At 59.7% G+C, this 26,198-nt stretch carries 19 protein-coding genes and 3 tRNA genes; 10 read left to right on the forward strand and 12 right to left on the reverse strand.

Annotation, left to right across the window (positions count from 1 at the left end):
* Positions 1 to 46: 46 nt before the first annotated feature.
* Positions 47 to 1,405 (reverse strand): tryptophan--tRNA ligase, encoded by a 1,359-nt coding sequence (locus ACQKIK_RS07315; RefSeq protein WP_499135419.1) that lies wholly within the window; start codon positions 1,403 to 1,405, stop codon positions 47 to 49.
* 116 nt (positions 1,406 to 1,521) lie between these two features.
* Positions 1,522 to 2,151, reverse strand: a complete 630-nt coding sequence (locus ACQKIK_RS07320) for an alpha/beta hydrolase (RefSeq protein ID WP_046163154.1) — start codon at positions 2,149 to 2,151, stop codon at positions 1,522 to 1,524.
* A 246-nt stretch (positions 2,152 to 2,397) separates the two neighbouring features.
* Here ACQKIK_RS07320 and ACQKIK_RS07325 point away from each other — a divergent pair, with 246 nt between their 5' ends.
* Positions 2,398 to 2,829 carry a Z-ring associated ZapG family protein gene (locus ACQKIK_RS07325; protein WP_045424472.1) on the forward strand — a complete coding sequence of 144 codons (432 nt, stop codon included), beginning with the start codon at positions 2,398 to 2,400 and terminating at the stop codon, positions 2,827 to 2,829.
* A gap of 38 nt (positions 2,830 to 2,867) precedes the next feature.
* On the opposite strand, the gene nadC is transcribed toward ACQKIK_RS07325, so the two are convergent.
* Positions 2,868 to 3,716, reverse strand: a complete 849-nt coding sequence (gene nadC / locus ACQKIK_RS07330; protein ID WP_499135422.1) for a carboxylating nicotinate-nucleotide diphosphorylase — start codon at positions 3,714 to 3,716, stop codon at positions 2,868 to 2,870.
* A 324-nt stretch (positions 3,717 to 4,040) separates the two neighbouring features.
* Between nadC and ACQKIK_RS07335 the strand changes: the two genes are divergently transcribed.
* The 3 genes from ACQKIK_RS07335 to ACQKIK_RS07345 all read left to right on the forward strand — a co-directional run bounded on the left by ACQKIK_RS07335 (position 4,041) and on the right by ACQKIK_RS07345 (position 8,007).
* A complete protein-coding gene (locus tag ACQKIK_RS07335) occupies positions 4,041 to 6,332 on the forward strand; it encodes a DUF1631 domain-containing protein (protein ID WP_499135423.1) in 2,292 nt (763 codons plus the stop codon).
* A gap of 156 nt (positions 6,333 to 6,488) precedes the next feature.
* Positions 6,489 to 6,662, forward strand: coding sequence for a DUF3094 family protein (locus ACQKIK_RS07340; protein WP_045424464.1), 174 nt, complete (start codon positions 6,489 to 6,491; stop codon positions 6,660 to 6,662).
* Positions 6,663 to 6,711: 49 nt separating this feature from the next.
* The gene (locus ACQKIK_RS07345) at positions 6,712 to 8,007 is read left to right on the forward strand and encodes an NAD(P)/FAD-dependent oxidoreductase (protein ID WP_046163157.1); all 1,296 of its coding nucleotides are present in this window, start codon (positions 6,712 to 6,714) and stop codon (positions 8,005 to 8,007) included.
* Between the two features lie 156 nt (positions 8,008 to 8,163).
* Here the strand turns inward: ACQKIK_RS07345 and ACQKIK_RS07350 are convergent.
* The 6 genes from ACQKIK_RS07350 to rluD all read right to left on the reverse strand — a co-directional run bounded on the left by ACQKIK_RS07350 (position 8,164) and on the right by rluD (position 13,063).
* A tRNA-Lys gene (locus ACQKIK_RS07350) sits at positions 8,164 to 8,239 on the reverse strand.
* 5 nt (positions 8,240 to 8,244) lie between these two features.
* Positions 8,245 to 8,321 (reverse strand) — tRNA-Pro (locus tag ACQKIK_RS07355).
* Positions 8,322 to 8,331: 10 nt separating this feature from the next.
* Positions 8,332 to 8,407: transfer RNA gene (locus ACQKIK_RS07360), tRNA-Asn, on the reverse strand.
* A 206-nt stretch (positions 8,408 to 8,613) separates the two neighbouring features.
* Positions 8,614 to 11,178 (reverse strand): ATP-dependent chaperone ClpB, encoded by a 2,565-nt coding sequence (gene clpB / locus ACQKIK_RS07365; protein ID WP_499135425.1) that lies wholly within the window; start codon positions 11,176 to 11,178, stop codon positions 8,614 to 8,616.
* 179 nt (positions 11,179 to 11,357) lie between these two features.
* Positions 11,358 to 12,092: a peptidoglycan editing factor PgeF gene (pgeF, locus tag ACQKIK_RS07370; RefSeq protein WP_499135427.1), complete on the reverse strand. Its 735-nt coding sequence runs from the start codon at positions 12,090 to 12,092 to the stop codon at positions 11,358 to 11,360.
* Positions 12,089 to 13,063, reverse strand: coding sequence for a 23S rRNA pseudouridine(1911/1915/1917) synthase RluD (gene rluD, locus ACQKIK_RS07375; protein WP_045424455.1), 975 nt, complete (start codon positions 13,061 to 13,063; stop codon positions 12,089 to 12,091). The genes pgeF and rluD overlap by 4 nt, the downstream gene beginning before the upstream one ends.
* A gap of 291 nt (positions 13,064 to 13,354) precedes the next feature.
* Here rluD and ACQKIK_RS07380 point away from each other — a divergent pair, with 291 nt between their 5' ends.
* The 4 genes from ACQKIK_RS07380 to ACQKIK_RS07395 all read left to right on the forward strand — a co-directional run bounded on the left by ACQKIK_RS07380 (position 13,355) and on the right by ACQKIK_RS07395 (position 17,686).
* A complete protein-coding gene (locus ACQKIK_RS07380; protein WP_045424453.1) occupies positions 13,355 to 14,362 on the forward strand; it encodes an outer membrane protein assembly factor BamD in 1,008 nt (335 codons plus the stop codon).
* Positions 14,363 to 14,422: 60 nt separating this feature from the next.
* A complete protein-coding gene (locus tag ACQKIK_RS07385) occupies positions 14,423 to 14,656 on the forward strand; it encodes a PP0621 family protein (RefSeq protein WP_499135429.1) in 234 nt (77 codons plus the stop codon).
* The gene (locus ACQKIK_RS07390; protein WP_499135431.1) at positions 14,646 to 16,238 is read left to right on the forward strand and encodes a sensor histidine kinase; all 1,593 of its coding nucleotides are present in this window, start codon (positions 14,646 to 14,648) and stop codon (positions 16,236 to 16,238) included. The genes ACQKIK_RS07385 and ACQKIK_RS07390 overlap by 11 nt, the downstream gene beginning before the upstream one ends.
* A gap of 107 nt (positions 16,239 to 16,345) precedes the next feature.
* On the forward strand, positions 16,346 to 17,686 hold the full coding sequence (locus ACQKIK_RS07395) for a sigma-54-dependent transcriptional regulator (RefSeq protein ID WP_499135883.1): 1,341 nt from the start codon (positions 16,346 to 16,348) through the stop codon (positions 17,684 to 17,686).
* Between the two features lie 39 nt (positions 17,687 to 17,725).
* On the opposite strand, the gene ACQKIK_RS07400 is transcribed toward ACQKIK_RS07395, so the two are convergent.
* On the reverse strand, positions 17,726 to 18,781 hold the full coding sequence (locus ACQKIK_RS07400; RefSeq protein WP_046163163.1) for a DUF2333 family protein: 1,056 nt from the start codon (positions 18,779 to 18,781) through the stop codon (positions 17,726 to 17,728).
* A gap of 217 nt (positions 18,782 to 18,998) precedes the next feature.
* On the opposite strand from ACQKIK_RS07400, the gene ACQKIK_RS07405 reads away from it, so the two are divergent.
* Both ACQKIK_RS07405 and ACQKIK_RS07410 read left to right on the forward strand, forming a co-directional pair.
* Complete coding sequence (locus ACQKIK_RS07405; RefSeq protein ID WP_499135432.1) at positions 18,999 to 20,612, forward strand: diguanylate cyclase; 1,614 nt, start codon at positions 18,999 to 19,001, stop codon at positions 20,610 to 20,612.
* Positions 20,613 to 21,844: 1,232 nt separating this feature from the next.
* Positions 21,845 to 22,624 carry a methyl-accepting chemotaxis protein gene (locus ACQKIK_RS07410; RefSeq protein WP_234463435.1) on the forward strand — a complete coding sequence of 260 codons (780 nt, stop codon included), beginning with the start codon at positions 21,845 to 21,847 and terminating at the stop codon, positions 22,622 to 22,624.
* Positions 22,625 to 22,673: 49 nt separating this feature from the next.
* Here ACQKIK_RS07410 and ACQKIK_RS07415 read toward each other — a convergent pair whose 3' ends face one another.
* Both ACQKIK_RS07415 and alr read right to left on the reverse strand, forming a co-directional pair.
* A complete protein-coding gene (locus ACQKIK_RS07415; protein ID WP_127840111.1) occupies positions 22,674 to 24,959 on the reverse strand; it encodes a YgiQ family radical SAM protein in 2,286 nt (761 codons plus the stop codon).
* A gap of 110 nt (positions 24,960 to 25,069) precedes the next feature.
* Positions 25,070 to 26,149, reverse strand: coding sequence for an alanine racemase (alr, locus tag ACQKIK_RS07420; protein WP_499135434.1), 1,080 nt, complete (start codon positions 26,147 to 26,149; stop codon positions 25,070 to 25,072).
* Positions 26,150 to 26,198: the final 49 nt, after the last annotated feature.

The raw sequence follows: 26,198 nt of genomic DNA on the forward strand, positions 1-26,198 counted from the left end.
ATCAGCAGGGAAGCGCCGACCACGATCGGCGCATCCGGTGCGGGAGTTACGCAGCAAGCGTCGCCAATGCCTGGCGCAGACGCAGCATGGCTGCTTCCAAAGCCTGCTCATCGGCGTAGCTGGGGCTGTCAGCGATGCAATCGCCGTCTAGCCACAGGGTAAATTGATTGTCTTCATCCGCTCGGAGTTCCAGGGCATCCACGCCCTGCGCGATCAGGCGCTGACTCAGCGCACCAATCGCCTTGGGATCGCTGAACGGCCGTGACAACAGCAACTCTTCTCCATCGGCGGCAAAAAAGCGGAAACGGAAGCTGCCGTCAGTTTCGCGGAAACTGGCGAAGCGAGCGGCCTTGCCACCTTTTTTCTTCACCGGCGCGGCACTGGCCACTTCGCTGCGGAAATTCCGCAGCCCCACCGATTCCCGCAATTCGCCGAGGAACGGCGTTGCGACCTTGCGCGCCTTGGCGGCACCTGCCTGCAGGATATCCTCCAGATCTCCCGGGCGCTGCATCAGGGTGTGGTAGCGCTCTCGCGCCTCGCCCAGCTCGCGATCGAGCAGGTCGAACAAGCGCTGCTTGGCCTCGCCCCAGGCCAGACCGCTGACCAGCTCGGCGCGGAACTCGGCCAGTTGCGCCGGGGTGGCAAATGCCTGGTAGATGGTGAACAGGTGGGAGTCGTCTGGATTCTTAGGCTCACCGGGCAGCCGGGAGTCGGTGACAATGCGCGCGATGGTGCTTTTCAGCTCTTTAGCGCTGGCGAACAGCGGAATGGTGTTGTCGTAGCTCTTGGACATCTTGCGTCCATCAAGGCCAGGCAGTGTTGCCACGCTTTCCTCGATCACCGCTGCGGGAAGGGTGAAGAGTTCCTTGCCGTTGCCAAACAAGTGGTTGAAACGCTGGGCGATGTCACGTGCCATTTCCACATGCTGAATCTGATCGCGCCCGACCGGCACCTTGTGTGCATTGAACATGAGGATGTCGGCCGCCATCAGCACCGGATAGCTGAACAAGCCCATCGTGATGCCCGCGTCAGGGTCTTCACCGAGTTCGACGTTCTTGTCTACCGACGCCTTGTAAGCGTGGGCGCGGTTTAGCAGTCCCTTACCGGCGACGCAGGTCAACAGCCAGGTCAGTTCGGGTATCTCGGGAATATCGGACTGGCGGTAGAAGGTCACCCGATCCGCATCCAGGCCACAGGCCAGCCAGGTTGCAGCAATTTCCAGACGCGACTGCTGGATGCGCAGCGGGTCGTCGCACTTGATCAGCGCGTGGTAATCGGCCAGGAAGTAGAAGGAGTCGGCATCGGCCTCCCGGCTAGCCAAGATGGCCGGGCGGATGGCGCCGGCGTAATTGCCCAGATGAGGCGTGCCGGTGGTGGTGATACCGGTGAGAATTCGGGTTTTCATAGGTTGATCTCGATTCGGTCGACGCCAGCGGCAAACCTGCTGGCGTTCCGTTGAAAATGGAGCGAGCCACGGCCAGTTCGAGTGATCGTGCAGCACGTGCGGCGACTAGCTCACCGCTAGCCCAATCGCGGCGCGACCAGCTCTTTCAGCTCTACCAGCTTGCCGTGAAAAAAGTGGCCGCATTCTGCCACTTTCAGCAATTCATGAGGATGTTGAAGTCCGGCTGAAAACGCATGTACCGACGCTGGCTCGATGACCTCATCATCGTCGGGCTGGATGATGGTCAACTTGCAGCGTTCAGCCAATGGCTGATCAACAAGACGCGAAACCGCGGGCGCGACCAGAACCAGTCTTTCCAACGCTTCGCCTCGGGCTTCGAGCCGCCCCGCTAGCGCCGCCGCAACGAAGCCACCGAAGGAAAAACCCAACAATGTCAGCGGCAATCCTGGGTGCTGCGCCTGAAACCAGCGCAGCGCGGCCTCGGCGTCGTCGACTTCGCCGGTGTGCATGTCATGGTGCCCAGCACTGCCGCCAACCCCACGAAAGTTGAACCGAAGCGTCGCATAACCCGCATCGCGAGCCGTGCGCTGCAAGGTCGACACCACCTTATTCAGCATGGTCCCACCCTTGACCGGGTTGGGATGACAGATCAGCGCCAGTCCGCACGCTTCGGGCTGATCGAAATGCAGGCCCTCCAGCACGCCGGCCGGACCCTCTATGGATATGGGGTTTTCGCGTTTCAACAAAGTAACTCCGTGACCTTGGGGCTAATTGGCTCGTCTTGCTTACACCCTGCGCGGTGATCGCCATAGCGTGTTGCGGTATACAGGGCAGGAACGAGACGTTAACGTATCAAGCCGTGGAAAAACCACCGCATCAGGCGGTGCGCCCGCGCATAGCAGCTGCGTCCCGGCCCGACAGTCGCCCTGCCCGACCGCCAGCGCAAGGTTTCGCTGCTGAACAGCACAGCCGTTTTTATAGAGGAAGTATTCGTGGAACAGACCTTCGCGACCTGGTTGCTCCCGATCGTCGGCGTGATCGTCGGCATCGTCATTGGTTACCTGATTGCGCGAAACAGCGCGCCGAATAGTACACAGCGCCAGGTGGACGAACTGCAAGAGCGCCTGGACACCTATCAAAGCGAAGTGGTGACCCATTTCAATACCACGGCCAGCTTGTTGCGCAAGCTGACTAACAGCTATCAGGACATGCAGGATCACCTGTCAGAAGGTGCGGACAAGCTGGCGCTTGACGAGCAGACTCGCCAGCGCCTGCAAGCGGCGCTGCACAGCGAGGAGAATCATAGCCACCGTGAGCGCCTCAGCTCGCCGACATTCACCGAGCCGCCGAAGGATTACGCGCCCAAAGACGCGGATGTACCCGGCACGCTGCATGAAAACTTCGGCCTGAAAAGCAAGCACTGAGCCTGACTGGCGGCACTTTGGTGCCGCCTCGTGTTGCGTTATTGCGTTAGACGCATGGACAGGTCAACTGCACGCACATGCTTGGTCAACGCGCCGATGGAAATATAGTCCACGCCGGTCTCGGCAATCGCACGCAGCGTACCGTCATCAATCCCTCCCGACGCCTCCAGTTTCGCCCGCCCCGCCGTAATGCCAACCGCGGTGCGCATGTCCGCCAGACTCAACTCATCAAGCATTACCACATCAGCGCCTGCGCGCAGGGCCTGCTCCAGCTCGTCAAGACTCTCGACCTCGACCTCGACCGGTTTGCCCGGAGCGATGCGGTGTGCGGCTGTGACGGCTTCAGCGATCCCGCCGCAGGCAGCGATGTGGTTTTCCTTAATGAGAAAGGCGTCGTACAGCCCGATTCGATGGTTATGGCAACCGCCACAAGTAACTGCGTACTTCTGCGCCAGACGCAACCCAGGAATAGTCTTGCGCGTGTCAAGCAGCCGCACACCAGTGCCTTCGACGAGATCGGCGTAATGTCGGCAACGAGTCGCAACCCCCGACAACGTCTGCAGGAAATTCAGCGCCGCGCGCTCGCCAGTTAGCAGCGCACGTGCAGGGCCCTCCAGTTGAAACAGCACACGGTCCGCCGCAACCTGTTCGCCATCGACCACACGCCAATGCACAGCCACCCGCGGGTCCAGCTGCCGGAACACCGCGTCGACCCAAGCCGTACCACTGATAACGGCCGCCTCGCGAGTGATGATCACCGCTTGGGCGAGCCGCTCTGCAGGGATCAACTGCGCGGTGATATCGCCGGCGCCAACATCCTCCATCAGCGCCTTGCGTACATTGGTTTCGATTTCGGCGGACAGGTCTGCAAGAGTGATATTGGTCACGATGGGCTCCCAGATAATTCAGCAAAGTATAAAGCTTGCGCTGGTCATGACGCATGAACCGAACCGGATGAAACGTCATGTGGCTCTTGGTGCGCTCGGCATTTTCCGACCACCTGTAGGAAACACGCGAGTATCTGTGAGCTGCTTCATGTCCAAAACAAAACCGCGCTAGGCTAGTGAACAAGCGGCATATAATGGACTCATAAATTGGCGCCACAGAAATGGCGAGCCCAGCCCAAGCGATTTCGGCCGTTGCCCCCGCCTAAAATCAGCGGCATGCTACAAATGTACAGCGCTTGAATCACAGGCGACCGGAGAGTCTCGATGCGAACCGATGCGAAAGTGGTGCACCTCAAGGCCAGCGCCGAGCAAAAGCCCACCTCGCCGGCAGGTAGACTACCTGTCGCGCTCATCAGCGTGCGCGATAAAGCCGCCCAGCAGCTGCGCCTGGCATTGCAGACACTGTTCGACAACGCTGACGACTCGCTCTTTGAGATTGCCGACCGCGCCACCAGCAACGCCGAACAGAACGCCTTTTTTGAAGCTATGCGTGATCTGCGCATGAAGCGCCGCGGCATCGAGCGCAGCTTCCTGCAACAGGTTTTCGAGTCTTTTTCCAAACTCAACCAATACGAAATCGGTAAGCCCGCGCCGCAGGAAGCATCGTTTGAGAGCCTGGCGCTGGTGCAGAACGACGAACTGGAAGAGTCGGTCGCGATCGACACCATGGTCGCCAAGGTAATGAGCCGTGCCAGTCAGCCACTCAGCCACCTCACAACCCGCATCAACGTCCTCGTCAGCAAAAAGCTCGACGACAAGAACAATCCGCTGGGCCCCCAGCAACTCTGTGAGTATTTCCTCGAGGCCTGCCGCAGCCTGGGCGTCGAGATCAAGGTTAAGCTGATCATTCTCAAGCTGTTCGAGCGTTACGTGCTGACCGATCTTGAGCAGCTGTATGCCGAATCCAACCAGATACTGGTGGCGGCGAGCGTCCTGCCGGAACTGCAATCAGCGCAGCCACGCCGCTCGTCAAGCCGATCAGTCGCGCCAGGAAACAGCCCCTCAAGGTCTGGAGCGGGTTTCAGCGAAGCACCCGCATACGTTGACAGTAGCGTTCAGGAAGCTTTCGGCAGCCTGCAGGCGTTGCTTTCGGAACTGCGCGGAAGTGCGCTACCGGCCCGTAACCTGCCCAGCGACGCCATTCCGATCTCCAGCAACGACCTGATGCGGCTGCTCTCGCATTTGCAGTCACGCGCACCGCAGCAGGTCGATGAATTCGATCTGCAGGACCAGCTAGAGCAACTGCTGCATCGGGTCAGCGCCAAGAGCGGCAAATCACGCGTGGTCGGCGAAGTCGACGAAGACGTCATAAACCTTGTGTCGATGCTGTTCGAGTTCATTCTCGACGACCGCACCCTGCCCGACTCACTCAAGGCACTGATCGGACGATTGCAAATCCCGGTGCTAAAAGTCGCGGTGCTGGACAAGACCTTCTTCAGCCGAGGCAGTCACCCGGCCCGACGTCTGCTTAATGAGATCGCCTCAGCCTCAATGGGCTGGGCCGATCAGGACGAAGTCCAGCGCGACAGCCTGTACCAGAAAATCGAGCAGATTGTGGCGCGCCTGCTGAACGATTTTGTCGATGATCCTGCCATCTTCTCCGAACTGCTCGCCGACTTCCTCGCCTTCACCGGCGACGAGCGACGCCGTAGCGAACTGCTAGAACAGCGCACGCGGGACGCCGAAGAAGGACGCGCTAAAGCCGAAATGGCGCGCCAGGAGGTCGAACATGCGCTTAATCAGCGCCTGCTCGGCAAAACCCTGCCCGAAGTTGTTGTTCGACTGCTGCAAGAAGCGTGGAGCAAGGTTCTACTGCTAACCTGCCTGAAGCATGGCACTCAGTCCGAACAGTGGCAGGCTGCGCTGGCCACTATGGATGACCTTATATGGAGCGTTGCGCCACACGAAGATCTCAAGTCCCGCGCGCGACTACTGGAGCTTGTTCCAAGCCTGTTGAAGAACCTTCGCGACGGCCTGGTAAGCGCGGCGTTTGACCCCTTCTCTACCAGCGATTTCTTTACCCGACTCGAAGCGCTGCATGTGCAGACTCTGCAGCAGCTCAACAAACCGGCCAAAACTGCGCCAGCCAGCGAACCACTCGACCTTGGTAGTTCTACAGCCGACCAGAAGCTGGAACTGCCTCCGCGCGAAGATCCCGTCAACGAACCGGCCAGTTCAGCGATGGTTGAGGTCAACGAGGAGATCGTTTTACTCGCCCCAGGTGAAACCCGGGAGCATGAGCCGGAAATCAATCTGGACGACAACGACGAAGCGCTCATGCAGGTCGATAACCTGCGAGTCGGCAGCTGGGTCGAGTTTCAGGAGGACGAAGAGCACAAGCTCCGCTGCAAGCTTGCTGCGGTGATAAAGCCCACGGGCAAATATATTTTCGTCAACCGCACCGGCATGAAAGTCTTGGAGAAAACCCGGATGGGTCTCGCGATAGAATTCCGTCGTGGTGCAATACGCCTGCTCAACGATGCGCTGCTCTTCGACCGCGCCCTGGAATCGGTCATTGGCAATCTTCGGAGCCTTAAACACAACAATGGGCGATAGAGACAAGTGGGACGGGTGAAACCCTGCCCCACGCGATTGCCCCAGTAGCCCGCCCCACGCTGTCATCCAGCCAACCAGAACCAACTGCCAAGCATCGTCACGCTTGGCTTTTGCCCTCGCACCGCTAGAATGCCTGCATCCCCTTTCGAGGTGCGTATGCCCAGCCGTCTTAAACCCGAAGACCAGGAACGCGTTGACCACTACCTCAGCGCGCCTCAGCACCAAGTCGAGCGCCGGCCTTTTCGGCCGTGGCTGCTCCTTGTGCTGGTCCTGGCAGTGGTACTCGGCCTGGGGCTGCTGAGCCGCCTCCTTAGCCGCCTGGTCCTATGACCGCCACAAGGCGCCGAACCGAATTCCGTAAAGCCTATGAGTTCATTCCATGACACATCGCATCGTAATCGTTGGCGGCGGCGCCGGCGGCCTGGAGCTTGCCACCCGCCTGGGTAGAACCCTGGGCAAGCGTGGCAAGGCGCGTATCACCTTGATCGACGCCAACCTGACGCATATCTGGAAACCCTTACTGCACGAAGTGGCCGCCGGCTCGCTGAACTCGTCCGCTGACGAGCTCAACTATGTAGCGCAGGCGAAATGGAACCACTTTGAGTTCCAAATGGGTCGTATGAGCGGTCTGGAGCGTGAGCGCAAATGCGTACACCTTGCAGCCTCTTTCGATGAGCATGGAGTCGAGTTGGTGCCGGCTCGCACGCTGAGCTATGACACGCTGGTGATCGCAGTCGGTAGCACAACTAATGATTTCGGCACCAAGGGCGCCGCCGAGCACTGCATATTTCTCGACACACGTGAGCAAGCAGAACGATTCCACCGCCTGCTACTGAGCCACTACATGCGCGCCCATGCCGCTGAAGGCCATCAAAGCACCATCAACATGGCGATCGTCGGTGCTGGCGCCACAGGCGTCGAGCTTGCCGCCGAGCTTCACCACGCCGCACGAGAGCTCGCCGCCTATGGCCTAAACGGCATCAAGCCGGAAAACGTCCATATCACGCTCATTGAAGCTGGCCCACGGGTGCTGCCGGCGCTACCGGAGCGGATCAGCCAGCCGGTGCACCAAACGCTCAAAGATCTGGGCGTTACGGTACTCACTGACGCCGCAGTGAGCGAGGTGACGGATGAAGGCTTGCATACCAAGGATGGCAACTTTGTTCCCGCCACCTTGAAGGTGTGGGCTGCCGGTATCCGAGCGCCAAGCTTCCTAAAAGACATAGACGGACTGGAAAGTAATCGAATCAACCAGCTGCAGGTGCTTCCCACACTGCAGACCACCCGAGACGAAAACATATTCGCCTTCGGCGATTGCGCCGCATGCCCACAACCGGACAGCGATCGCAACGTACCACCGCGAGCGCAGGCGGCGCATCAGCAAGCATCGCTACTCGCTAAATCGATTGCCCGGCGACTCGAGGGCAAAGACCTGCCCACTTATCGGTATCGCGATTACGGCTCCCTGATATCGCTGTCGAGCTTCTCAGCCGTAGGCAATCTGATGGGCAACCTCACCGGCAATGTGATGCTGGAAGGATGGTTAGCGCGGATGTTTTACGTTTCCCTGTATCGGATGCATCAGATCGCGCTATACGGCGTGGCTCGTACCGGCCTGATGATGATCGGGGACAAACTCAGCACCAGCACAGTGCCACGCCTCAAGCTTCATTGATTGAGCCGGTAGCCAGCGCCATTATGAGGACAAGCGCTGGCTGTACCGGATAGCTTTCCGGCGACAGAAGTGAAAAACGAGAGGAATCCAGGCCAAAAAAAAACGGGAGACCCTTTCGGATCTCCCGGTTTCTCACGTCTCTTAACGAGGCGATTTTGGTGGGTCGTGTGGGATTCGAACCTACGACCAATTGGTTAAAAGCCAACTGCTCTACCAACTGAGCTAACGACCCAAAAATGGTCGGGGTAGGGGGATTCGAACTCCCGACATCCTGCTCCCAAAGCAGGCGCGCTACCGGACTGCGCTATACCCCGATATGGAATTTGGCTCCGCGACCAGGACTCGAACCTGGGACCCAATGATTAACAGTCATTTGCTCTACCGACTGAGCTATCGCGGAACTTCATTTCCAGCTCCTCAGGTGGTCTGCGTTACCGCTTGCTTTCCCCCCTCAGAGGCGCGCCATTTTACGGTTATCGGCGCGGCTGTCAACAGAAAAAATACGATTTACTACAATGATTTGCACGACTCGGTGACGCGACCCCGTTCCGCTTAATAAAGAGGCCGCAGGCACCGCTCGATAGAAGGGTGCCTGCATCACCAGCGTCAGGCGAAGACGATCTCATCTCCCTGTACGGTGCCCGATACACTCGAGCCTGGCTCGAATGCGCCGGACAATATCTTCTGTGCCAGCGGATTCTCGATCCAACGCTGAATTGCCCGCTTCAGAGGCCGAGCGCCATAGACCGGGTCGTAGCCAATCGCGACCAGTTTATCCATGGCTTCGTCACTTAGCTCCAGACTCAGCTCACGCTCAGCCAGTCTCTGGCGCAGTCGACTCAGCTGGATGCGAGCGATGCCGGCAATCTGATCGCGGGCCAGCGGATCAAAGACCACCACTTCGTCGATACGGTTGATGAACTCCGGCCGGAAGTGCTGGCTCACTGCATCCATCACTGCTGCACGCTGCGCATCAGGATCGCCTACCAGCTCCTGGATCTGGGTCGACCCCAGGTTCGAGGTCATGACGATTACGGTATTGCGGAAATCCACGGTCCGCCCGTGACTGTCGGTCAGCCGGCCATCCTCAAGCACCTGCAGCAGAATATTGAACACATCGGGATGCGCCTTCTCCACCTCATCGAGCAGGATCACTGAATAAGGTTTGCGCCGTACGGCCTCGGTCAGGTAGCCGCCCTCTTCATAGCCCACATAGCCCGGCGGTGCTCCAATCAGGCGCGCAACCGAATGTTTCTCCATGAACTCGGACATGTCGATTCGGACCATGGCCTCTTCGGTGTCGAAGAGGAATTCGGCCAAAGCCTTGCACAATTCGGTCTTGCCCACCCCGGTCGGACCGAGGAACAGGAAAGAGCCGCTGGGACGATTCGGATCGGCCAATCCGGCCCGCGAACGGCGAACGGCATTTGCTACTGATACGACCGCCTCGTGCTGGCCGATCACACGCTGGTGCAGGAGGCCTTCCATGTTCAGCAACTTTTCGCGCTCGCCTTCGAGCATCTTCGACACGGGAATACCGGTCCACTTCGAGACAACTTCAGCAATTTCCTCATCGGTCACCTTGTTACGCAGCAGCTGGTTCTCGGTCTTGCCGTGCTGATCGACCATCTGCAGGCTGCGTTCGAGGTCAGGAATGATGCCGTACTGCAGCTCAGCCATGCGCGCCAGGTCGCCCTTACGCCGCGCCGCTTCCAGATCCGCCTTGGCTTGCTCGATCTTTTGCTGCATCTGGGCAGAGCCTTGTACTTCGGCTTTCTCCGACTTCCAGATTTCCTCGAGGTCGGCATATTCGCGTTCGAGCTTGACAATTTCCTCGTCGAGCTTGGCCAGACGCTTCTTGGTCGCTTCGTCATCCTCGTTCTTCAGTGCTTCGCGCTCGATCTTCAACTGGATCAAACGCCGATCGAGACGATCGAGCTCCTCCGGCTTGGAGTCGATTTCCATACGGATACGGCTGGCCGCCTCGTCGATCAGGTCGATGGCTTTGTCCGGCAGCTGCCGATCGGTGATGTAGCGGTGCGATAGTTTCGCCGCCGCGATGATTGCACCATCTGTGATGGAGACACCGTGGTGCACCTCGTAGCGCTCTTTCAGGCCGCGCAGGATGGCGATGGTGTCCTCTTCACTCGGCTCATCGACCTGCACACGTTGAAAGCGTCGCTCCAGCGCCGCATCCTTTTCGATGTACTGACGGTACTCGTCAAGCGTAGTCGCGCCGACGCAATGCAGTTCTCCACGAGCCAGTGCCGGCTTGAGCATATTGCCCGCGTCCATCGAGCCCTCAGCCTTGCCGGCGCCTACCATGGTGTGCAACTCGTCGATGAACAGGATGACCCGGCCTTCCTGCTTGCTCAGTTCGTTGAGCACCGCCTTGAGGCGCTCTTCGAACTCGCCGCGAAACTTCGCTCCAGCGATCAGTGACCCCATGTCCAGCGAGAGAAGACGCTTGTCCTTTAGGCCATCGGGCACCTCGCCATTGACGATGCGCTGAGCCAGCCCCTCGACAATGGCGGTCTTGCCCACCCCAGGCTCGCCGATCAGCACCGGGTTGTTCTTGGTGCGCCGCTGCAGCACCTGAATGGTCCGGCGGATCTCGTCATCGCGACCGATCACAGGATCGAGCTTGCCATCCTCGGCGCGCTTGGTCATGTCGACGGTGTACTTGTCCAGCGCTTGCCGCGACTCTTCGGCGTTGGGGTCGTTGACGGCCTCACCACCCCGAAGATTGCTGATGGCGTTTTCCAGAGCCTTCTTGCTCACACCCTGGTCGAGCAGCAGCTTGCCCAGACGACTGCTGCCATCCAAAGCAGCGAGTAGCACCAGTTCACTGGAGATGTATTGGTCGCCTTTCTGCTGCGCGAGGCGGTCAGCCTGGTTGAGCAAACGCGCCAGATCCTGAGACATGTTCATGTCGCCGGTCGGGTTTTGCAGTTTTGGCAACTGATCAAGCTCTTTGGTCAGCGCTTGGCGCAACCCATTGATGTCGAAGCCTACCTGCATCAGCAGCGGTTTGATCGACCCACCCTGCTGCTCAAGCAGCGCCTGCATCAAATGCAGGGGCTCAATGGACGAATGGTCGAAACCAACAGCAATGGATTGAGCATCGGAAAGCGCAAGCTGCAGCTTGCTGGTCAAACGATCGATACGCATGTAATCACCTTTCTAGGTAAGGCAGGCCGTGCACTGAAACGCACTCGAACGAAAGCCTGCGAGATGGACCTTAGATGAGGTTGATTGTTGGAGATTCAAGCCATGCGACCTTGACGCAGGTCATGTCGTTGGTTTAACGCAGGCCAGATGCGAGACGCCAAGGCCGTGAGCCGCGCGACTCAGACCAGCCAGATCAGGCTGGCGAAGCGCCCTGTGCGGGCAGCACGGCGATAGGAGTAAAAACGGGGATCGCTGACGGTACAGAAACCGCCGCCGAAGACAGCCGTAACGCCACACGCAGCCAGACGGATTCGGGCGAGCTGGTAGATGTCGGCCATGAAGTGACCCGCGCGATGGCCGGGGGTAAAGGCTTCGAAACACGCGGGGTGGCGAGAGATGAACGCATCACGCACCTCGCCGCCCACCTCGAATACCGCAGGGCCTATTGCAGGACCGAGCCACGCAATCAATTGCGGCCCAGGCACCGCCATGGCCGCTACGGTAGCCTCCAACATGCCGGCAGCTAGCCCACGCCATCCTGCATGGGCAGCCGCGACACGCGTCCCGTCGAGGTCGCAGAACAATACCGGCAGGCAGTCGGCGGTCAGTACTGCACAGGCAATACCCGCTTCACCCGTCCAGCAGGCATCGGCGGTAGGGCAACTGCGCGGATTGGCTTCAACAGCGCAATTCGAATGAACCTGGCTCATCCAGGCAGGCTCGCAACCGAGCAGCCGCTGCAAGTGCTGTCGATTTGCAGCCACCCGCTCGAGCACATCCCCGACATGGTCGCCCAGGTTGAAGCCATCAAAAGGCGCTTGGCTCACGCCACCGCTGCGCGTAGTCACGCACGCTCTCACACGCCGAGGTGCAGGCCAGTCGGGACGGATCCAGCTCTCCGGCCAATCGGTCACCCGCTAAACGCCTCGCGATCCTGTTGCAACAACGTCAGCAGCCAGACAAAGTCATCCGGCAACGGCGATTCCCATTTCAACCGCTCGCCACTAATCGGGTGGTTGAGCTCCAGAAAGCGCGCATGCAATGCCTGGCGCGGAAAATCGCGCAGCGTTTGTACCATCGTCGGGTTCGCTGCCGGCGGGATACGAAAACGACCGCTATAAAGCGGGTCACCCACCAGCGGGTAACCGATGTGCGTCATATGCACACGGATCTGATGCGTACGCCCGGTTTCAAGCTTGACCCGAACATGAGTGTGCGACCGGAAGCGCTCAAGCACCCGATAGTGGCTCACGGCAGGCTTGCCGCCCTCGACCACCGCCATGCGCTGACGCTGCTGCCCATGCCGACCAATGGCTGCATCGATGGTGCCGCCGGTGATGATCACACCGATGACGATAGCCTCGTAGATACGGCTGACGCTGCGTGCCTGCAGCTGTTCCACCAGACGCGTCTGCGCCTGCAACGTCTTGGCGACCACCATCAGGCCAGTGGTGTCCTTGTCCAGGCGATGCACGATGCCGGCACGCGGCACGTTGATCAGATCGGGAACATGGTGCAACAAGGCATTGAGCAACGTGCCGTCGGCGTGCCCGGCAGCAGGATGGACCACCAACCCGGACGGCTTGTTCAGCACCAGAATGTGTTCGTCTTCGAAAACGATATCCAGCGGAATGTCCTGCGCCACCCATTCGCCCTGAGCCTGCTGCTCGGCGGAAAGCTCCAGAACGGCACCCGCATGCACTGTGTCTCGTGGACGCAGGACAGCGCCGTCGACGGTGAGCTGACCCTCTTTGATCCAGGCAGCGAGACGCGAACGGGAATGCTCGGAGAACAGCTGTGCCGCAACTTGATCGAGGCGCTGCCCGCCGAGGTCGTAGGGCACCTCGGCGCGGAGATGAATGGCCTGGGTGGTGATCGTGGACATAATTAAGGGCGCTTCAATAGTTGGAGAGGCAAACGTGCAATTCGCACCGATTGCGACAGGCGATGAGCCGCTACATAAGAAAGGGGGGGAGATGCTCTGATCGACAGGCCGGAGGCCTATGGGTAGATCCTGAGTCTGAGCAGCCCCTCGACAGCGACACGGGTGCAGCCTTTGGTTTCAGCAACACGCTTGTGTTTAAATACCGCGTCTTTGTCCCGGTCAGCCGGGGCGCCCATCATAACAGGACGGCTCAGCGCAAGACAGCCAGCCGTCACAGGGACGCAAGCCGCCATGCAAGTGAAACACCTGCTGCTGATCGCCATTTTCGCCCTTACCGCTGCCTGTTCGTCCAACGAAACCATCAGTGAAAACCTCGGCGAAGCGGAACTGTACCGGCAGGCACAGGCCGACCTGGACAATAAAAGCTTTACCAGTGCGATCAACAAGCTGAAGGCTCTCGAGTCCCGCTACCCCTTCGGCCGCTTCGCCGAACAGGCACAGCTCGAGTTGATCTATGCCTATTACCGCAACACCGAGCCGGAAGCCGCCCGCTCGTCGGCTGAACGCTTTATCCGCCTGCATCCGCAGCATCCCAGTGTCGATTACGCCTACTACCTGAAGGGCTTGGCCTCATTCGACCAGGATCGCGGTCTGCTGGCGCGCTTTCTTCCGCTGGACATGACCAAGCGTGACCCCGGCGCTGCCCGCGATTCCTTCAACGAGTTCGCCCAGCTGACCACTCGCTTCCCGAACAGCCGCTACTCCCCGGATGCCAAGGCACGGATGGTCTATCTGCGTAACTTGTTGGCGGCGAATGAGATCCATGTCGCTGACTATTACTTGCGCCGCCAGGCCTACGTGGCCGCCGCCAATCGCGGTCGCTATGTAGTGGAAAACTTCCAAGGCACGCCCGCAGTCGGTGATGGCCTGGCCGTCATGACCGAAGCCTACCAACGCCTTGGCCTCGAGGAGCTCGCTAGCACCAGCCTGGAAACGCTCAAGCTCAACTACCCGCAACACCCCAGCCTGGAAGAGGGTGAGTTCGTGCCTAGCCAGGAAGAGGCCGACAACCGCAGCTGGCTGTCCCGCGCCACACTCGGCCTGATCGATACCGAGAACAAAGCCCCGGACCGCTCGCAATCCAACCGAGACGTGGTTCGTCAGTATGAGAATGCTGCCCAGGATCTCCCGGATGAACTGCGCCCAGTGTTGCGGGAAGCGGAAACCGAAGCTGCAAAGGAAGAGCAAAGCGAAGACCGCTCCTGGTGGAGCTATCTGACCTTCGGCCTGTTCGACTGAGTACCCAACCGCAGCCTGCCTGAACGGCAGGCCCGCACGGCTTAGCCAGGAAGTAGAGATATGGGCCTGTTTCGACTGTTGTTCTGGATCATCCTGATTGCAGCGGCGTTCTGGCTCTGGCGTCGCCTGACCAGCAAGCGTGCAGCAGGCAAACCGCAACAGACCACGGTCATGACAGTTCGCTGTGTTCAATGCGGCGTGCATCTGCCACGAGAGCAGGCACTTCAGAGCCATGATCGGTGGTATTGCAGCCAGGCGCATCTGGAACAGGACAACAAGTCGGGTGGGAACTGAACGCCTGACGTTTTTCGGTTACAAGGGCCGACGAATCCTTCGGCTCTATCATCTCTATCGCGTCGTAATCGGCTTGGTGCTGGTTCTGCTCATTAGCAGCGACCTGCACAACGATTTGATGCGCATGACCAACCCGACGGCGTTCTACTACGGCGCCTGGCTCTATCTGATTCTCAACGTCTTCGCAGCCGTCTTGCTGCAGAACCCCAAGCGAGAGCTGCCGGTACTGGCGCTCGCGCTGGTGGACGTCACGCTGCTGGCCGCGCTGTTCTACTTCGCGGGCGGTACGCCAAGTGGTATCGGTAACCTGCTGATCGTAGCGGTCGCCATTGCCAATATCTTGCTGCACGGCCGCGTCGGCTTTTTCATCGCTGCAGTCGCCGCCACCGGCCTCATCTACCTGACGTTCTACCTCAGCCTCAGCGACAGCGCGGCGAGCAGTCAGTATGTTCAGGCCGCCGCGCTTGGCACGCTGTGCTTCGCTGCCGCGTTGCTGGTGCAGGGCCTGACCAGACGACTTCAGGACAGCGAAACCCTTGCCCGCCAGCGCGCCGAAGAGGTCGCCAATCTTGAAGCCTTGAATGCCCAGATTCTGCAGCGTATGCGCACTGGCATCCTCGTTCTCGATGCACAGGAACGCGTGCTGCTTGCCAATCAGGGCGCTCTCGAGCTGCTCGGACAAGAAGCCCTGACTGGCGAACGGCTAGCGCCGCGCTGTCCGGAAATTATCAAGGGCCTGCAACGCTGGCGTGACAATCCGACCCTGCGGCCGCGCAACTTCAAGGCCACGCCTGACGGCGCTACGCTGCAGCCGAGCTTCGCTACGCTGCAGCATGGCGTGAAGCAGGACACGCTGGTGTTTCTTGAAGACATCTCGCAGATCGCACAGAAGGCCCAGCAGCTAAAACTCGCGTCGCTCGGGCGGCTGACCGCCAGCATCGCCCACGAAATCCGCAACCCGCTCGGGGCGATCAGCCATGCCGCCCAGCTGCTGCAGGAATCAGAGGTGCTGGACGCTGCGGATTTACGGCTGACGCAGATCATTCAGGATCACTCGCGGCGCATGAACCTGGTCATCGAGAACGTGCTGCAGCTCTCGCGCCGACGCCAGGCCGAGCCACAACTGCTCGACCTGAAATACTGGGTGCATCGATTCGCCAGCGAATTTCGCCAGACGCTACCGCCTCAGCAGATTGTCCACGTGGATACTCAGGGCAGCTCACTGCAGACCCGCATGGACCCGAATCAACTGATTCAAGTGCTAACCAATCTGGTGCAGAACGGCCTGCGCTACAGCGGCCAGAAACATGACCAGGCACAGGTATGGCTGAAACTCTTCCGAGACGAGACGAGCGACCTCCCCGTATTGGAGGTACTCGACGATGGTGCAGGCGTGCCGGCCGAGCAGGTCCAGAATATCTTCGAGCCGTTCTTCACCACCGAGAACAAGGGTACGGGGCTGGGGCTGTATATCTCGCGCGAGCTCTGCGAAAGCAATCAGGCGCGGCTGGATTACCGTGAACGAGACGAGGGAGGCAGCTGCTTTCGTATCGTCTTTGCTCATCCGCGCAAGCTGAGCTGAGCCCGCCGAGAAGGCAACGGGTCACACATCGGCCACGGCCGCGGTACAACCTAGGTCATGTAGCGTTAACATTGCGGACCCGCACTACCATGTCGAAGACCGAGACCATGACCGTTCGCCAGAAAGCACTGATCATCGATGACGAACCCGATATCCGTGAGCTCCTGGAGATCACCCTCGGACGCATGAAGCTCGACACCCGCAGCGCCCGCAACCTCAAGGAAGCCAAGGAGTGCCTGGCGCGCGAGCACTACGATCTGTGCTTGACCGATATGCGGCTGCCTGACGGATGCGGTTTGGAGCTGGTGCAGTTCATTCAGCAGCAGTACCCGCAATTGCCGGTCGCGATGATCACCGCCTATGGCAGTCTGGACACGGCCATTGGGGCGCTCAAGGCCGGGGCCTTCGACTTTCTCACCAAACCGGTGGATCTCGGTCGGCTCCGCGAACTGGTCAATACCGCGCTGCGGCTGCGCACGCCGAACCCAAACGAACTTACAGTCGACAGCCGCTTACTCGGCGCCTCGCCGCCGATGAATGTGCTGCGCAAACAGATCGGGAAACTGGCGCGCAGCCAGGCACCGGTGTACATCAGTGGCGAATCCGGCAGTGGCAAGGAATTGGTCGCGCGGCTGATCCACGAGCAAGGGCCCCGTCACGAGCGGCCATTCGTTCCGGTCAACTGCGGGGCGATTCCCTCGGAGCTGATGGAAAGCGAATTCTTCGGGCATAAGAAGGGCAGCTTTACCGGGGCGATGGAAGACAAGCCCGGGCTGTTCCAGGCGGCCAATGGCGGCACGCTGTTTCTCGACGAAGTAGCCGATTTGCCTCTGCCGATGCAAGTGAAACTGCTGCGGGCGATCCAGGAAAAGGCCGTGCGCTCCGTTGGCGGCGCCAAGGAAGTCGTGGTCGATGTGCGGATTCTTTGCGCCACCCACAAGGACCTGGCAAGCGAAGTCGCCGCGGGACGCTTTCGGCAGGACCTCTACTACCGGCTGAACGTCATCGAGTTACGCGTGCCGCCCCTGCGCGAGCGCCGCGAGGATATTGCCCAGCTGGCTGAGGTGATGCTTCGGCGCCTCGCCCAGGAATGCGGCCACACGCCGGCCCGGCTGCAACCCGATGCGCTGGCAAAACTGCAGAGTTATCGCTTCCCCGGCAACGTGCGCGAGCTGGAAAACATGCTTGAGCGTGCCTACACGCTCTGTGAAGGCGAAGAAATCAAACCCAGCGACCTACGGCTTTCCGATGCACCCGGCATGCCGGAGAATGGCGAAGCAAGCCTGGCGCAGATCGACAATCTTGAAGACCACCTCGAAGAGGTCGAGCGCAAACTGATCATGCAGGCGCTGGAAGAAACCCGTTGGAATCGCACCGCCGCCGCCCAACGGCTGGGGCTGTCGTTCCGCTCCATGCGGTATCGGCTGAAGAAGCTTGGGCTGGACTGAGCACACAAACCGCGGCCCCGAAGGGCCGCGGAGCGCCCGTTATCCCTGCGACAGCAGATTACGCAGGTCGATAATCGCCGCGTTGGCTCGTGAAATATAATTCGCCATGACCAACGAGTGGTTGGCGAGCACGCCATAACCGCTGCCGTTTAGCACCATTGGGCTCCACAGCGGTTCCTGCGCAGCTTCCAGTTCGCGGATGATCTGCCTGACGCTGATCGCCGCATTCTTTTTCGCCAACACGTCGGCAAAGTCCACTTCAATGGCGCGCAATAGATGCGACAGTGCCCACGCTTGTCCTCGCGCCTCGTAGAACACGTTATCGATCTGCATCCAGGACGTCTCGACACGCTCTTCCTCAACCACTTGCCTGACGCCTTCGCGCTCAAGTTCGGCCGCCACCTGCCCGTCCAGACGGACACGTCCAACGCTGGCCGACAAACGCTGAGACAGCGACCCCAACCGGGTCCCTACATCACCAAGCCAGTTATTCAAGTTGTCAGCACGCGAGTAGAACTGCGCTTTGGCGGTCGGGTCGCTCAAACGCGCCAGGTAACGGTTGAGATAACGAATACCGTTGCGGTATTCCGATTCGCTGGCGGGCAGAGCCCAGCTGCGATTGTCGAAGTTGAACAGCGGTTCGGCTTTGGACAGATCTGGGTCTTCCGTCGACTGGGATTGAGAACGCGCGAAATCCTTGCGTAGCGCGCGACTGAGGTCGCGGACCTGAACCAGCACGCCGTATTCCCAGCTTGGCATATTGTCCAGCCAAATGCCGGGGGGCGCGATGTCGTTGCTCAGATAGCCGCCTGGCTTGTCGAGCAAGGTGCTCGCGACCTGTTTAAGGGTTTCGACCGTCGTGTAGCCATTAACAATCTGCTGCTGCGAAGCATCAGCGGCTTGCCGGACATGCTGCTGTACCGGGAACCGGTCAGGTTCGGAGCTCCAGTACCACCCGACCAAGAGGGCTACCAATAAGTAGAGGCCGATCAACAGGGCGATCCCCAGCAATAGCGGATTGCGAGTCGCCCCATCCGCTCTGGCTGAGTTTCCCGACAAGCCGAGGCGGCCGAAGCGATTCTTCCAATCCAACATGGGCGTCTGTCCTTCTCTTCATAAATTCAAAGATTCGATCGCCGGTCACGCGGAGCGTGCGGCATGTGAACCACTATAACGCAGCCGGTCGGCGGCAAGCCTCATAATGAGAACTAGGCCGCCTATCCAGAGCCATTGCTAATAACTGATAGGTGGTAGCATTGGGCCACCACAGTGGCCTCTGAGAGCACTGCCGCAGCGGGCCAGGGAACCGGACATGTCGGACCAAGAAGAACTTAAACAGCACTTCGCCCAACGGGTCATCCACCAGGCTCGGGAGGTGCTCGAAGTCTGGCAGCAACTGCAACGCAGCGAATGGAATGACGCTTACCGGTCTGCTCTGGCTGATGCCAATCAGCGCTTACGAAAATTTGCCGAGCGCTTCGAGCAAACCGAACATCGACTGCTCGCGCTTGGCATCGAAGATTGCCTAGGCGACATTCGTGACAATCGCGGAAGACTGTCCAGCGACACCATTGCCACCCTCAGCCAGCTGGTCTACCGTCTTGCACGCACGGGTCTACGCCATGGCGATCCGCGCGGGCAGTCTGCGTACGTACCGCCGTTGAGCAAACCCGTCTACATCGCACTGGAAGACCACCAACGCGCCCAACACGTGGTTCGCCAGCTCGAATTCTTCAGCATGAATGCGCAGGCTTTCGCCAGCGATGGGGAATTCCGCGCAGCGATGCATGAGCGGCACCCGGCGGCGATCGTCATGGACGTCGATTTCAATGGGCCCGGTGAAGGCCTGCGGCTTGCCGAGCGAATTCAGCAAGGACTGGATGAAAAGCTGCCGCTGATTTTCTTCAGCCATCAGGAAACCGACACACCGATGCGATTGGCGGCCGTGCGCGCCGGAGGGCTGGAATTCTTCACAGGCACCATTGATGCGTCGTGCCTTCTGGAAAAAATCGAAATCTTCACCCGTACCGCGCACTACGAACCCTTCCGCGTCCTGATCATTGACGACTCGCGAGCCCAGGCGACACACACCGAAAGGGTGTTGAACAACGCGGGGATCATCACCCAAACGCTCAATGAGCCGATTCAGGCGATCACTTACCTCGCCGAATTCCAGCCGGATCTGATCATCCTCGACATGTACATGCCCGAGTGCATGGGTACTGAACTGGCCAAGGTGATCCGACAGCATGAGCGCTACGTCAGCGTGCCCATCATTTATCTCTCGGCCGAAGACGACCTCGACAAGCAGCTCGACGCCATGAACGAAGGCGGCGATGATTTTCTGACCAAACCGATCAAACCCAGCCATCTGATTGCCACGGTTCGCACCCGCGCTGAGCGGGCCCGCAGCTTGAAAGCCAGGATCGTCCGAGACAGCCTGACCGGCCTTTACAACCATACGCACAGCCTTCAACTGCTCGAAGACGCCAGCTCTCGTGCCCGCCGCGACGGGCAACCGTTGTGCTTCGCAATGATCGATATCGACCATTTCAAGAAGGTCAACGACACCTATGGCCATCCAATGGGAGACAGGGTGATCAAGAGCCTCGCCCTGTTTCTCAAGCAACGCCTGCGCAAAACCGATCATATTGGCCGATATGGTGGTGAGGAATTTGCAGTAGTCATGCCCGACACCACCGCGCAGAATGCCGCGAAGGTGTTGGACGAAATACGCGAACGCTTCTCCGAAATTCGCTACCCGGCCCAGCCAGTCGACCTGTCCTGCACGTTCAGCTGCGGCATTGCCGAGCTCACCCCGAGCGCGGATATCAAATCATTGACGCAGCAGGCAGACGAAGCGCTGTACAACGCCAAACATGCTGGACGAAACCGAGTGGATAGGTTCCGACCGTCACAGAACTGACATCAAACAGCCATATCTTCTAGCCTCCAGAATCCCCGGAGGCCAGGATGCGCCTGAAGTCGCTTACCACCCTGAACACCTTGCTGCTCGTCGCCATTTGCTTTGCCCTGGGCGCAACGCTTTGGTGGTCGGAGCGTGCGCTGGAGCGTCCGTACCAGCTGATGGGTCAGTACCTGAGCCTTTCCCAGCGTTTTCAACATCAGGTCGCCGACAATATCCAGACCTACCTGAGCAGTGGCGACGCCCTACGACACAAGGCCGCCCTGACCGAACTAGAGGGGCTTGCAGCAGATGTGAGCGCCCTGCCCGGCCCGTTCGCCAATCGTCTGCAGCCGAGCCTGGAACAGCTCCACCAGTTCGCCGCTACTGAGCTGCTCGCCGCAGGCAAGCTGGCCGGCGATCCTCAAGGCCTGCTACTGCAGGCCGAGCGTGAGATAGCAGGCGTACTGGAGCAGCTGCATCGCTATGCCGCGCAAGGTCAGCATGAAGCCGTCACTCTTTATCAACAGCCACTGTTCGAAGCAAGTCGACAACTGCTTCGCCTCAGCCACGCGAGAGCCAAGCTGACGGCCAGCGGCAACGGCGAGTTGGCGGCCGAGGTAGAGCAAGCGCTGCAAGCAATAACGAAGGAAGCGCAAACGCTGCAAGCCCTACCGCTGCTCGGTGTTGCAAGTGCGCAAAAATCCGGCGCAAGCACCTTCGCTGCGCTCTTGGACCTCGACGAGCAAGCCCCGGCGCAGACAGCTGAAGACCAAGGCATCGCCTTCAAGCGCGACCTCTCCAGCCTCCTGAAACGATATCCGGGAGAACTGCAACGCACACGCGGATTGATCGAGCAACGCCTGAAACTGATGGACAGCACCGAGCAGAAAGTCGCATCCCTACAAATGGCACTCGACGACCTGGAGCCAGAGATCCGCGCAGAACATGGCCGTATCCAAGCAGAAGTACGGCTGATTCAGGGCACCATCATCGCGTTGATTCTGTTGGTTGCACTTGCCATTGATCGTTTGCAGCGCCAACTCACGCGCTCGCTTGGGCAACTGGCTCCGGCGCTCTCCGCCTGGGCCGGCGGCGATTTCGAAAAACCTATCGATATCCGCTCCAAAACGCCTGAGCTGGTCGAAATCGGCACGTCGCTCAACCAGCTACGCAGCTACCTGCTCACGCTTGTCGGCACGCTGCGACAACATGCACAAGAGGTGACCGGCAATAGTCGAAGCCTCGCGGAAATGAGCAATGATCTGCACCAAGGTGCCAGCCGTCAGAGCAGCGACACCGCGCAGATCCGGGACGCGCTGGGTGAACTGGAAGCCACCATCCAGGATGTCGCTACCAGCGCAGACCAGACGGCTGAGGCCGGCCGCGCTGCGGGCCACGCCGTAACTCAGGGACAGCAGGTCATCGGCAGAAGCCTGACCGGACTGCACGGCCTGGTTAGCGAAGTGCAAAGCAACGCCTTGGCCATCGAACGCCTGGCTGACGAAACCGGAACGATTGGCAAGGTACTGACCGTCATTCGCTCGATCGCAGAGCAAACCAATCTGCTTGCTCTGAATGCAGCGATCGAGGCCGCAAGAGCAGGCGAACAGGGACGTGGCTTTGCCGTCGTAGCTGACGAAGTACGTACCCTGGCGCAACGCACCAGTGGTGCCACTGAGGAGATTCAGCTGCTGATCGGGAGCTTGCAGACCGCTGCACATCAATCGGTCCAAGCCATGCGCATCCAGGTCAATCACGCCGAAGAGACAGCCCAGCTGGCCGAGACGGCGGATTCGGCGCTGAATCAGATTGTGGTCACCATCGGTTCCATTGAGCAGATGGCCGCACAGATCGCGCTAGCCACCGCCCAGCAGAGCGAAGCGGTCAGCGAAATCCGTGGCCACAGCGAACGTATTCATCAGCTCGGCGATAGCAACCTGACGCATATCAGCCGTGGCCGTGAGCAGAGTGAACAGATGCTGCACCTGGCCAGCGAGCTGAACCAGGCGACACTGGCGTTCAAAGGCTGAACGCAGTCGTATAGAAGCTCTGGCGCCTCAGATGGGCGCCAGTTATGGCTCAACGAGGGACAGCGGGACGCTGGGAAGGCTTACGCCCCTTTGCGCTAGGCTTGCCGCCACCGGCTGCAGCCTTACGCCGCGCTTCGGCTGCCGCCTTTGCCTCTTCACGCTTGTCCCATGCATTGCCATCGTGGCTGCGCGGAGGCAAACCGTTGTGCTGGGTGAGAATCTTGCCGCCCTGTCCGGCCTTCTTGCTGCCGACCGGGGTCGAATTCTTGCGACGGGCGCTCTGATAGCCTTCGGTCGCAGGCTGATGCGCCGGGATCAGCTGATTCTTACCGCTACCGATCAGATCGGCGCGACCCATCCGCTGCAAGGCTTCGCGCAGCATCGGCCACCCCTTGGGGTCGTGATAGCGCAGAAAGGCCTTGTGAAGACGACGCTGTTCCTCACTTTTGACGATGGGCACGCCTTCGCTCTTGTAGGTAACCTTGCGCAGCGGGTTCTTGCCACTGTGGTACATCGCCGTGGCGCTCGCCATGGGTGACGGATAGAAAGCCTGAACCTGATCGGCGCGGAAACCATTGGCTTTCAGCCACAGCGCGAGGTTCATCATGTCCTCGTCAGTGGTGCCAGGGTGCGCCGCAATGAAGTACGGAATCAGGTACTGCTCCTTGCCCGCCTCCTTCGAATATTTGTCGAACATCCGCTTGAACTTGTCATAGCTGCCGATCCCCGGCTTCATCATCTTGTCCAGCGGACCGCGCTCGGTATGCTCAGGCGCGATTTTCAGATAGCCGCCGACGTGGTGGGTGACCAGCTCTTTCACGTACTCCGGCGACTCCACAGCCAGGTCGTAACGCAGCCCGGATGCGATCAGGATTTTCTTCACACCAGGCAACGCACGCGCTTTGCGGTACAGCTCGATCAAGGAACTGTGGTCGGTATTGAGATTCTCGCAGATGCCCGGATAGACGCAGGATGGCTTGCGGCAATGCTGCTCGATCTCAGGGCTCTTGCAGGCGATGCGGTACATATTGGCGGTCGGCCCACCAAGGTCCGATACCACGCCGGTGAAGCCCGGCAGCTTCTTCATCTCTTCGATCTCGTGCAGGATCGACTCGTGCGAGCGGTTTTGGATGATCCGGCCTTCGTGCTCAGTAATGGAACAGAAGGTACATCCACCGAAGCAACCACGCATGATGTTCACCGAGAAGCGAATCATGTCGTAAGCAGGGATCTTCTCGCCGCCATAGGCGGGATGCGGCACGCGCGCATACGGCGATGCGAATACGTAGTCCATCTCTTCGGTGGTCAAGGGGATCGGCGGCGGGTTCAGCCAGATGTCATGATCGCCGTGACGCTGCACCAGAGCGCGAGCGTTGCCTGGATTGGTTTCCAAATGCAGCACCCGATTGGCGTGGGCATATAGCGCAGGGTCGTTACGAACCTTCTCGAACGACGGCAGGCGGATCACGGTTCGGTCACGTTCGATCTTCGGACTGGGCAGAAGCTGGACGACCTTCGCCTCGTTCGGATCCTCGACTGGCCCCTTCTCCTGCTCGATGGCGCAGGCCTGCAAATCTTGCGTATTCACATAGGGGTTGATGATCTTGTCTACCTTGCCCGGACGATCGATACGGGTGGAGTCGATCTCGAACCAGCCCTCAGGCGCGTCACGCCGAACAAATGCAGTACCGCGAACATCGGTGATTTGCTCAACTGTCTCACCACGCGCAAGGCGTTGCGCCACTTCGACAATAGCCCGCTCGGCGTTGCCATACAGCAGGATGTCAGCAGTGGCGTCCATCAGGATCGAGCGGCGCACCTTGTCCTGCCAGTAGTCATAGTGGGCGATGCGGCGCAACGATGCTTCGATACCGCCGAGCACGACTGGAGTGTCAGTGTAGGCTTCCTTGCAGCGCTGGCTGTAGACCAGGCTCGCCCGATCAGGGCGCTTTCCGGCTTGCCCGCCCGGGGTGTAGGCGTCGTCCGATCGGATCTTGCGGTCAGCCGTGTAGCGATTGATCATCGAGTCCATGTTGCCGGCAGCGATGCCAAAAAACAGATTCGGCTGGCCGAGCTTCATGAAGTCGTCTTTGCTCTGCCAGTTTGGCTGGCTAATGATGCCAACGCGAAACCCCTGGGCTTCCAGCAGACGCCCGATGATGGCCATGCCAAACGACGGATGGTCGACGTAAGCGTCCCCCGTCACGATGATGACATCGCATGAATCCCAGCCGAGCTGATCCATCTCCTCCCTGCTCATCGGCAGGAACGGCGCCGGACCGAAACACTCGGCCCAGTACTTGGGATAGTCAAAAAGGGGCTTGGCTGCGTGCATGGCTAGAAACCGGGGCAACGAAAACGGGCGCGGAATATAGCACAAAAAATGATCAGGAAGGCCGACCAGATTAGTCGGCTTTTACTGATGCTGGGTAAACGAAACGGCGCCTAGCCCTCGATATAGCGCCGAGGCACGCGCTGGGTAACCTTGGTCAGCAGCTCATAGCCGATGGTGCCGCAGGCCTGCGCCAGTTCGTCGATAGGGATCTCGTTGCCCCATAACTGCACTGCATCGCCAAGGCTTGCGGCAGGCAGATCAGTGACGTCGACCGCGAGCATGTCCATCGAAACCCGACCAGCCAGCGGAACACGCTGGCCACGGATCGCCACGCACGTCCCGGGCGGCGCCGTACGCGGGTACCCATCAGCATAACCACAACTAACCGTGGCGATACGCGAAGGACGCTGGGCCACCCAACTGGCGCCGTAGCCGACACTTTCACCCGAGGGAACCTCGCGGATCGCGATGATCGAAGCCGTCAGTGTCATTACCGGCTTCAGCCCCAGGGTCTTAGCGCTCAACTCGGCGAATGGCGAAGCACCGTACAGCATGATTCCGGGGCGCAGCCAATCCATGTGTGCAGCAGACATGGTCAGCACAGCGGCGGAGTTAGCGAATGAGCGGTTGTCGAATTCGAGATCCAGCAGACCAGTGAATTGCTCCAGCTGCGCCTCGTTGAGTGGATGGCCCCGCTCATCGGCACAGGCGAAATGGCTCATCAAGTTGAGTTCTGCAACCTGCGTCGCGCCTTGCAGGCGAGCATGGGCGCAGCGCAACGCATCGGCGCTGAAACCTAAGCGGTGCATACCAGAGTCGAGCTTCAGCCACAGATTCAACGGCCGCTCGATATGTGCAGCCAGCAGGGCGTCCAGCTGAGCTTCGCCTTGAACGGCGACGTCCAACCCAAGCTCGGCCGCTGCGACATATTCGCTCGGCTCGAAGCAGCCTTCGAGCAACAGTAGCCTCGCGCTCGAATCGACCGATCGAACCTGCTCCGCCTCTTCCAGCGACGCCACGGCGAACCCGTCCGCCAAGTCGCGCAGACACTCGACTGCCGCGGGCGAACCATGCCCGTAAGCGTTAGCCTTGACCACGGCGAAGGCTTTACGCCCTGGAGCGCACTGTTTGGCTAGCTGATAGTTGTGACGAAGCGCGGCAAGATCGACCGTTGCAACCAGGGGACGCATGGAGAGCCCTTCAGGACAGAAGTGAGCCGTTATTGTCCGGCGGTTTCTG

Origin of the sequence: Pseudomonas sp. NPDC047961, assembly GCF_050272435.1 — a bacterium.
Classification (GTDB): Bacteria; Pseudomonadota; Gammaproteobacteria; order Pseudomonadales; family Pseudomonadaceae; genus Stutzerimonas.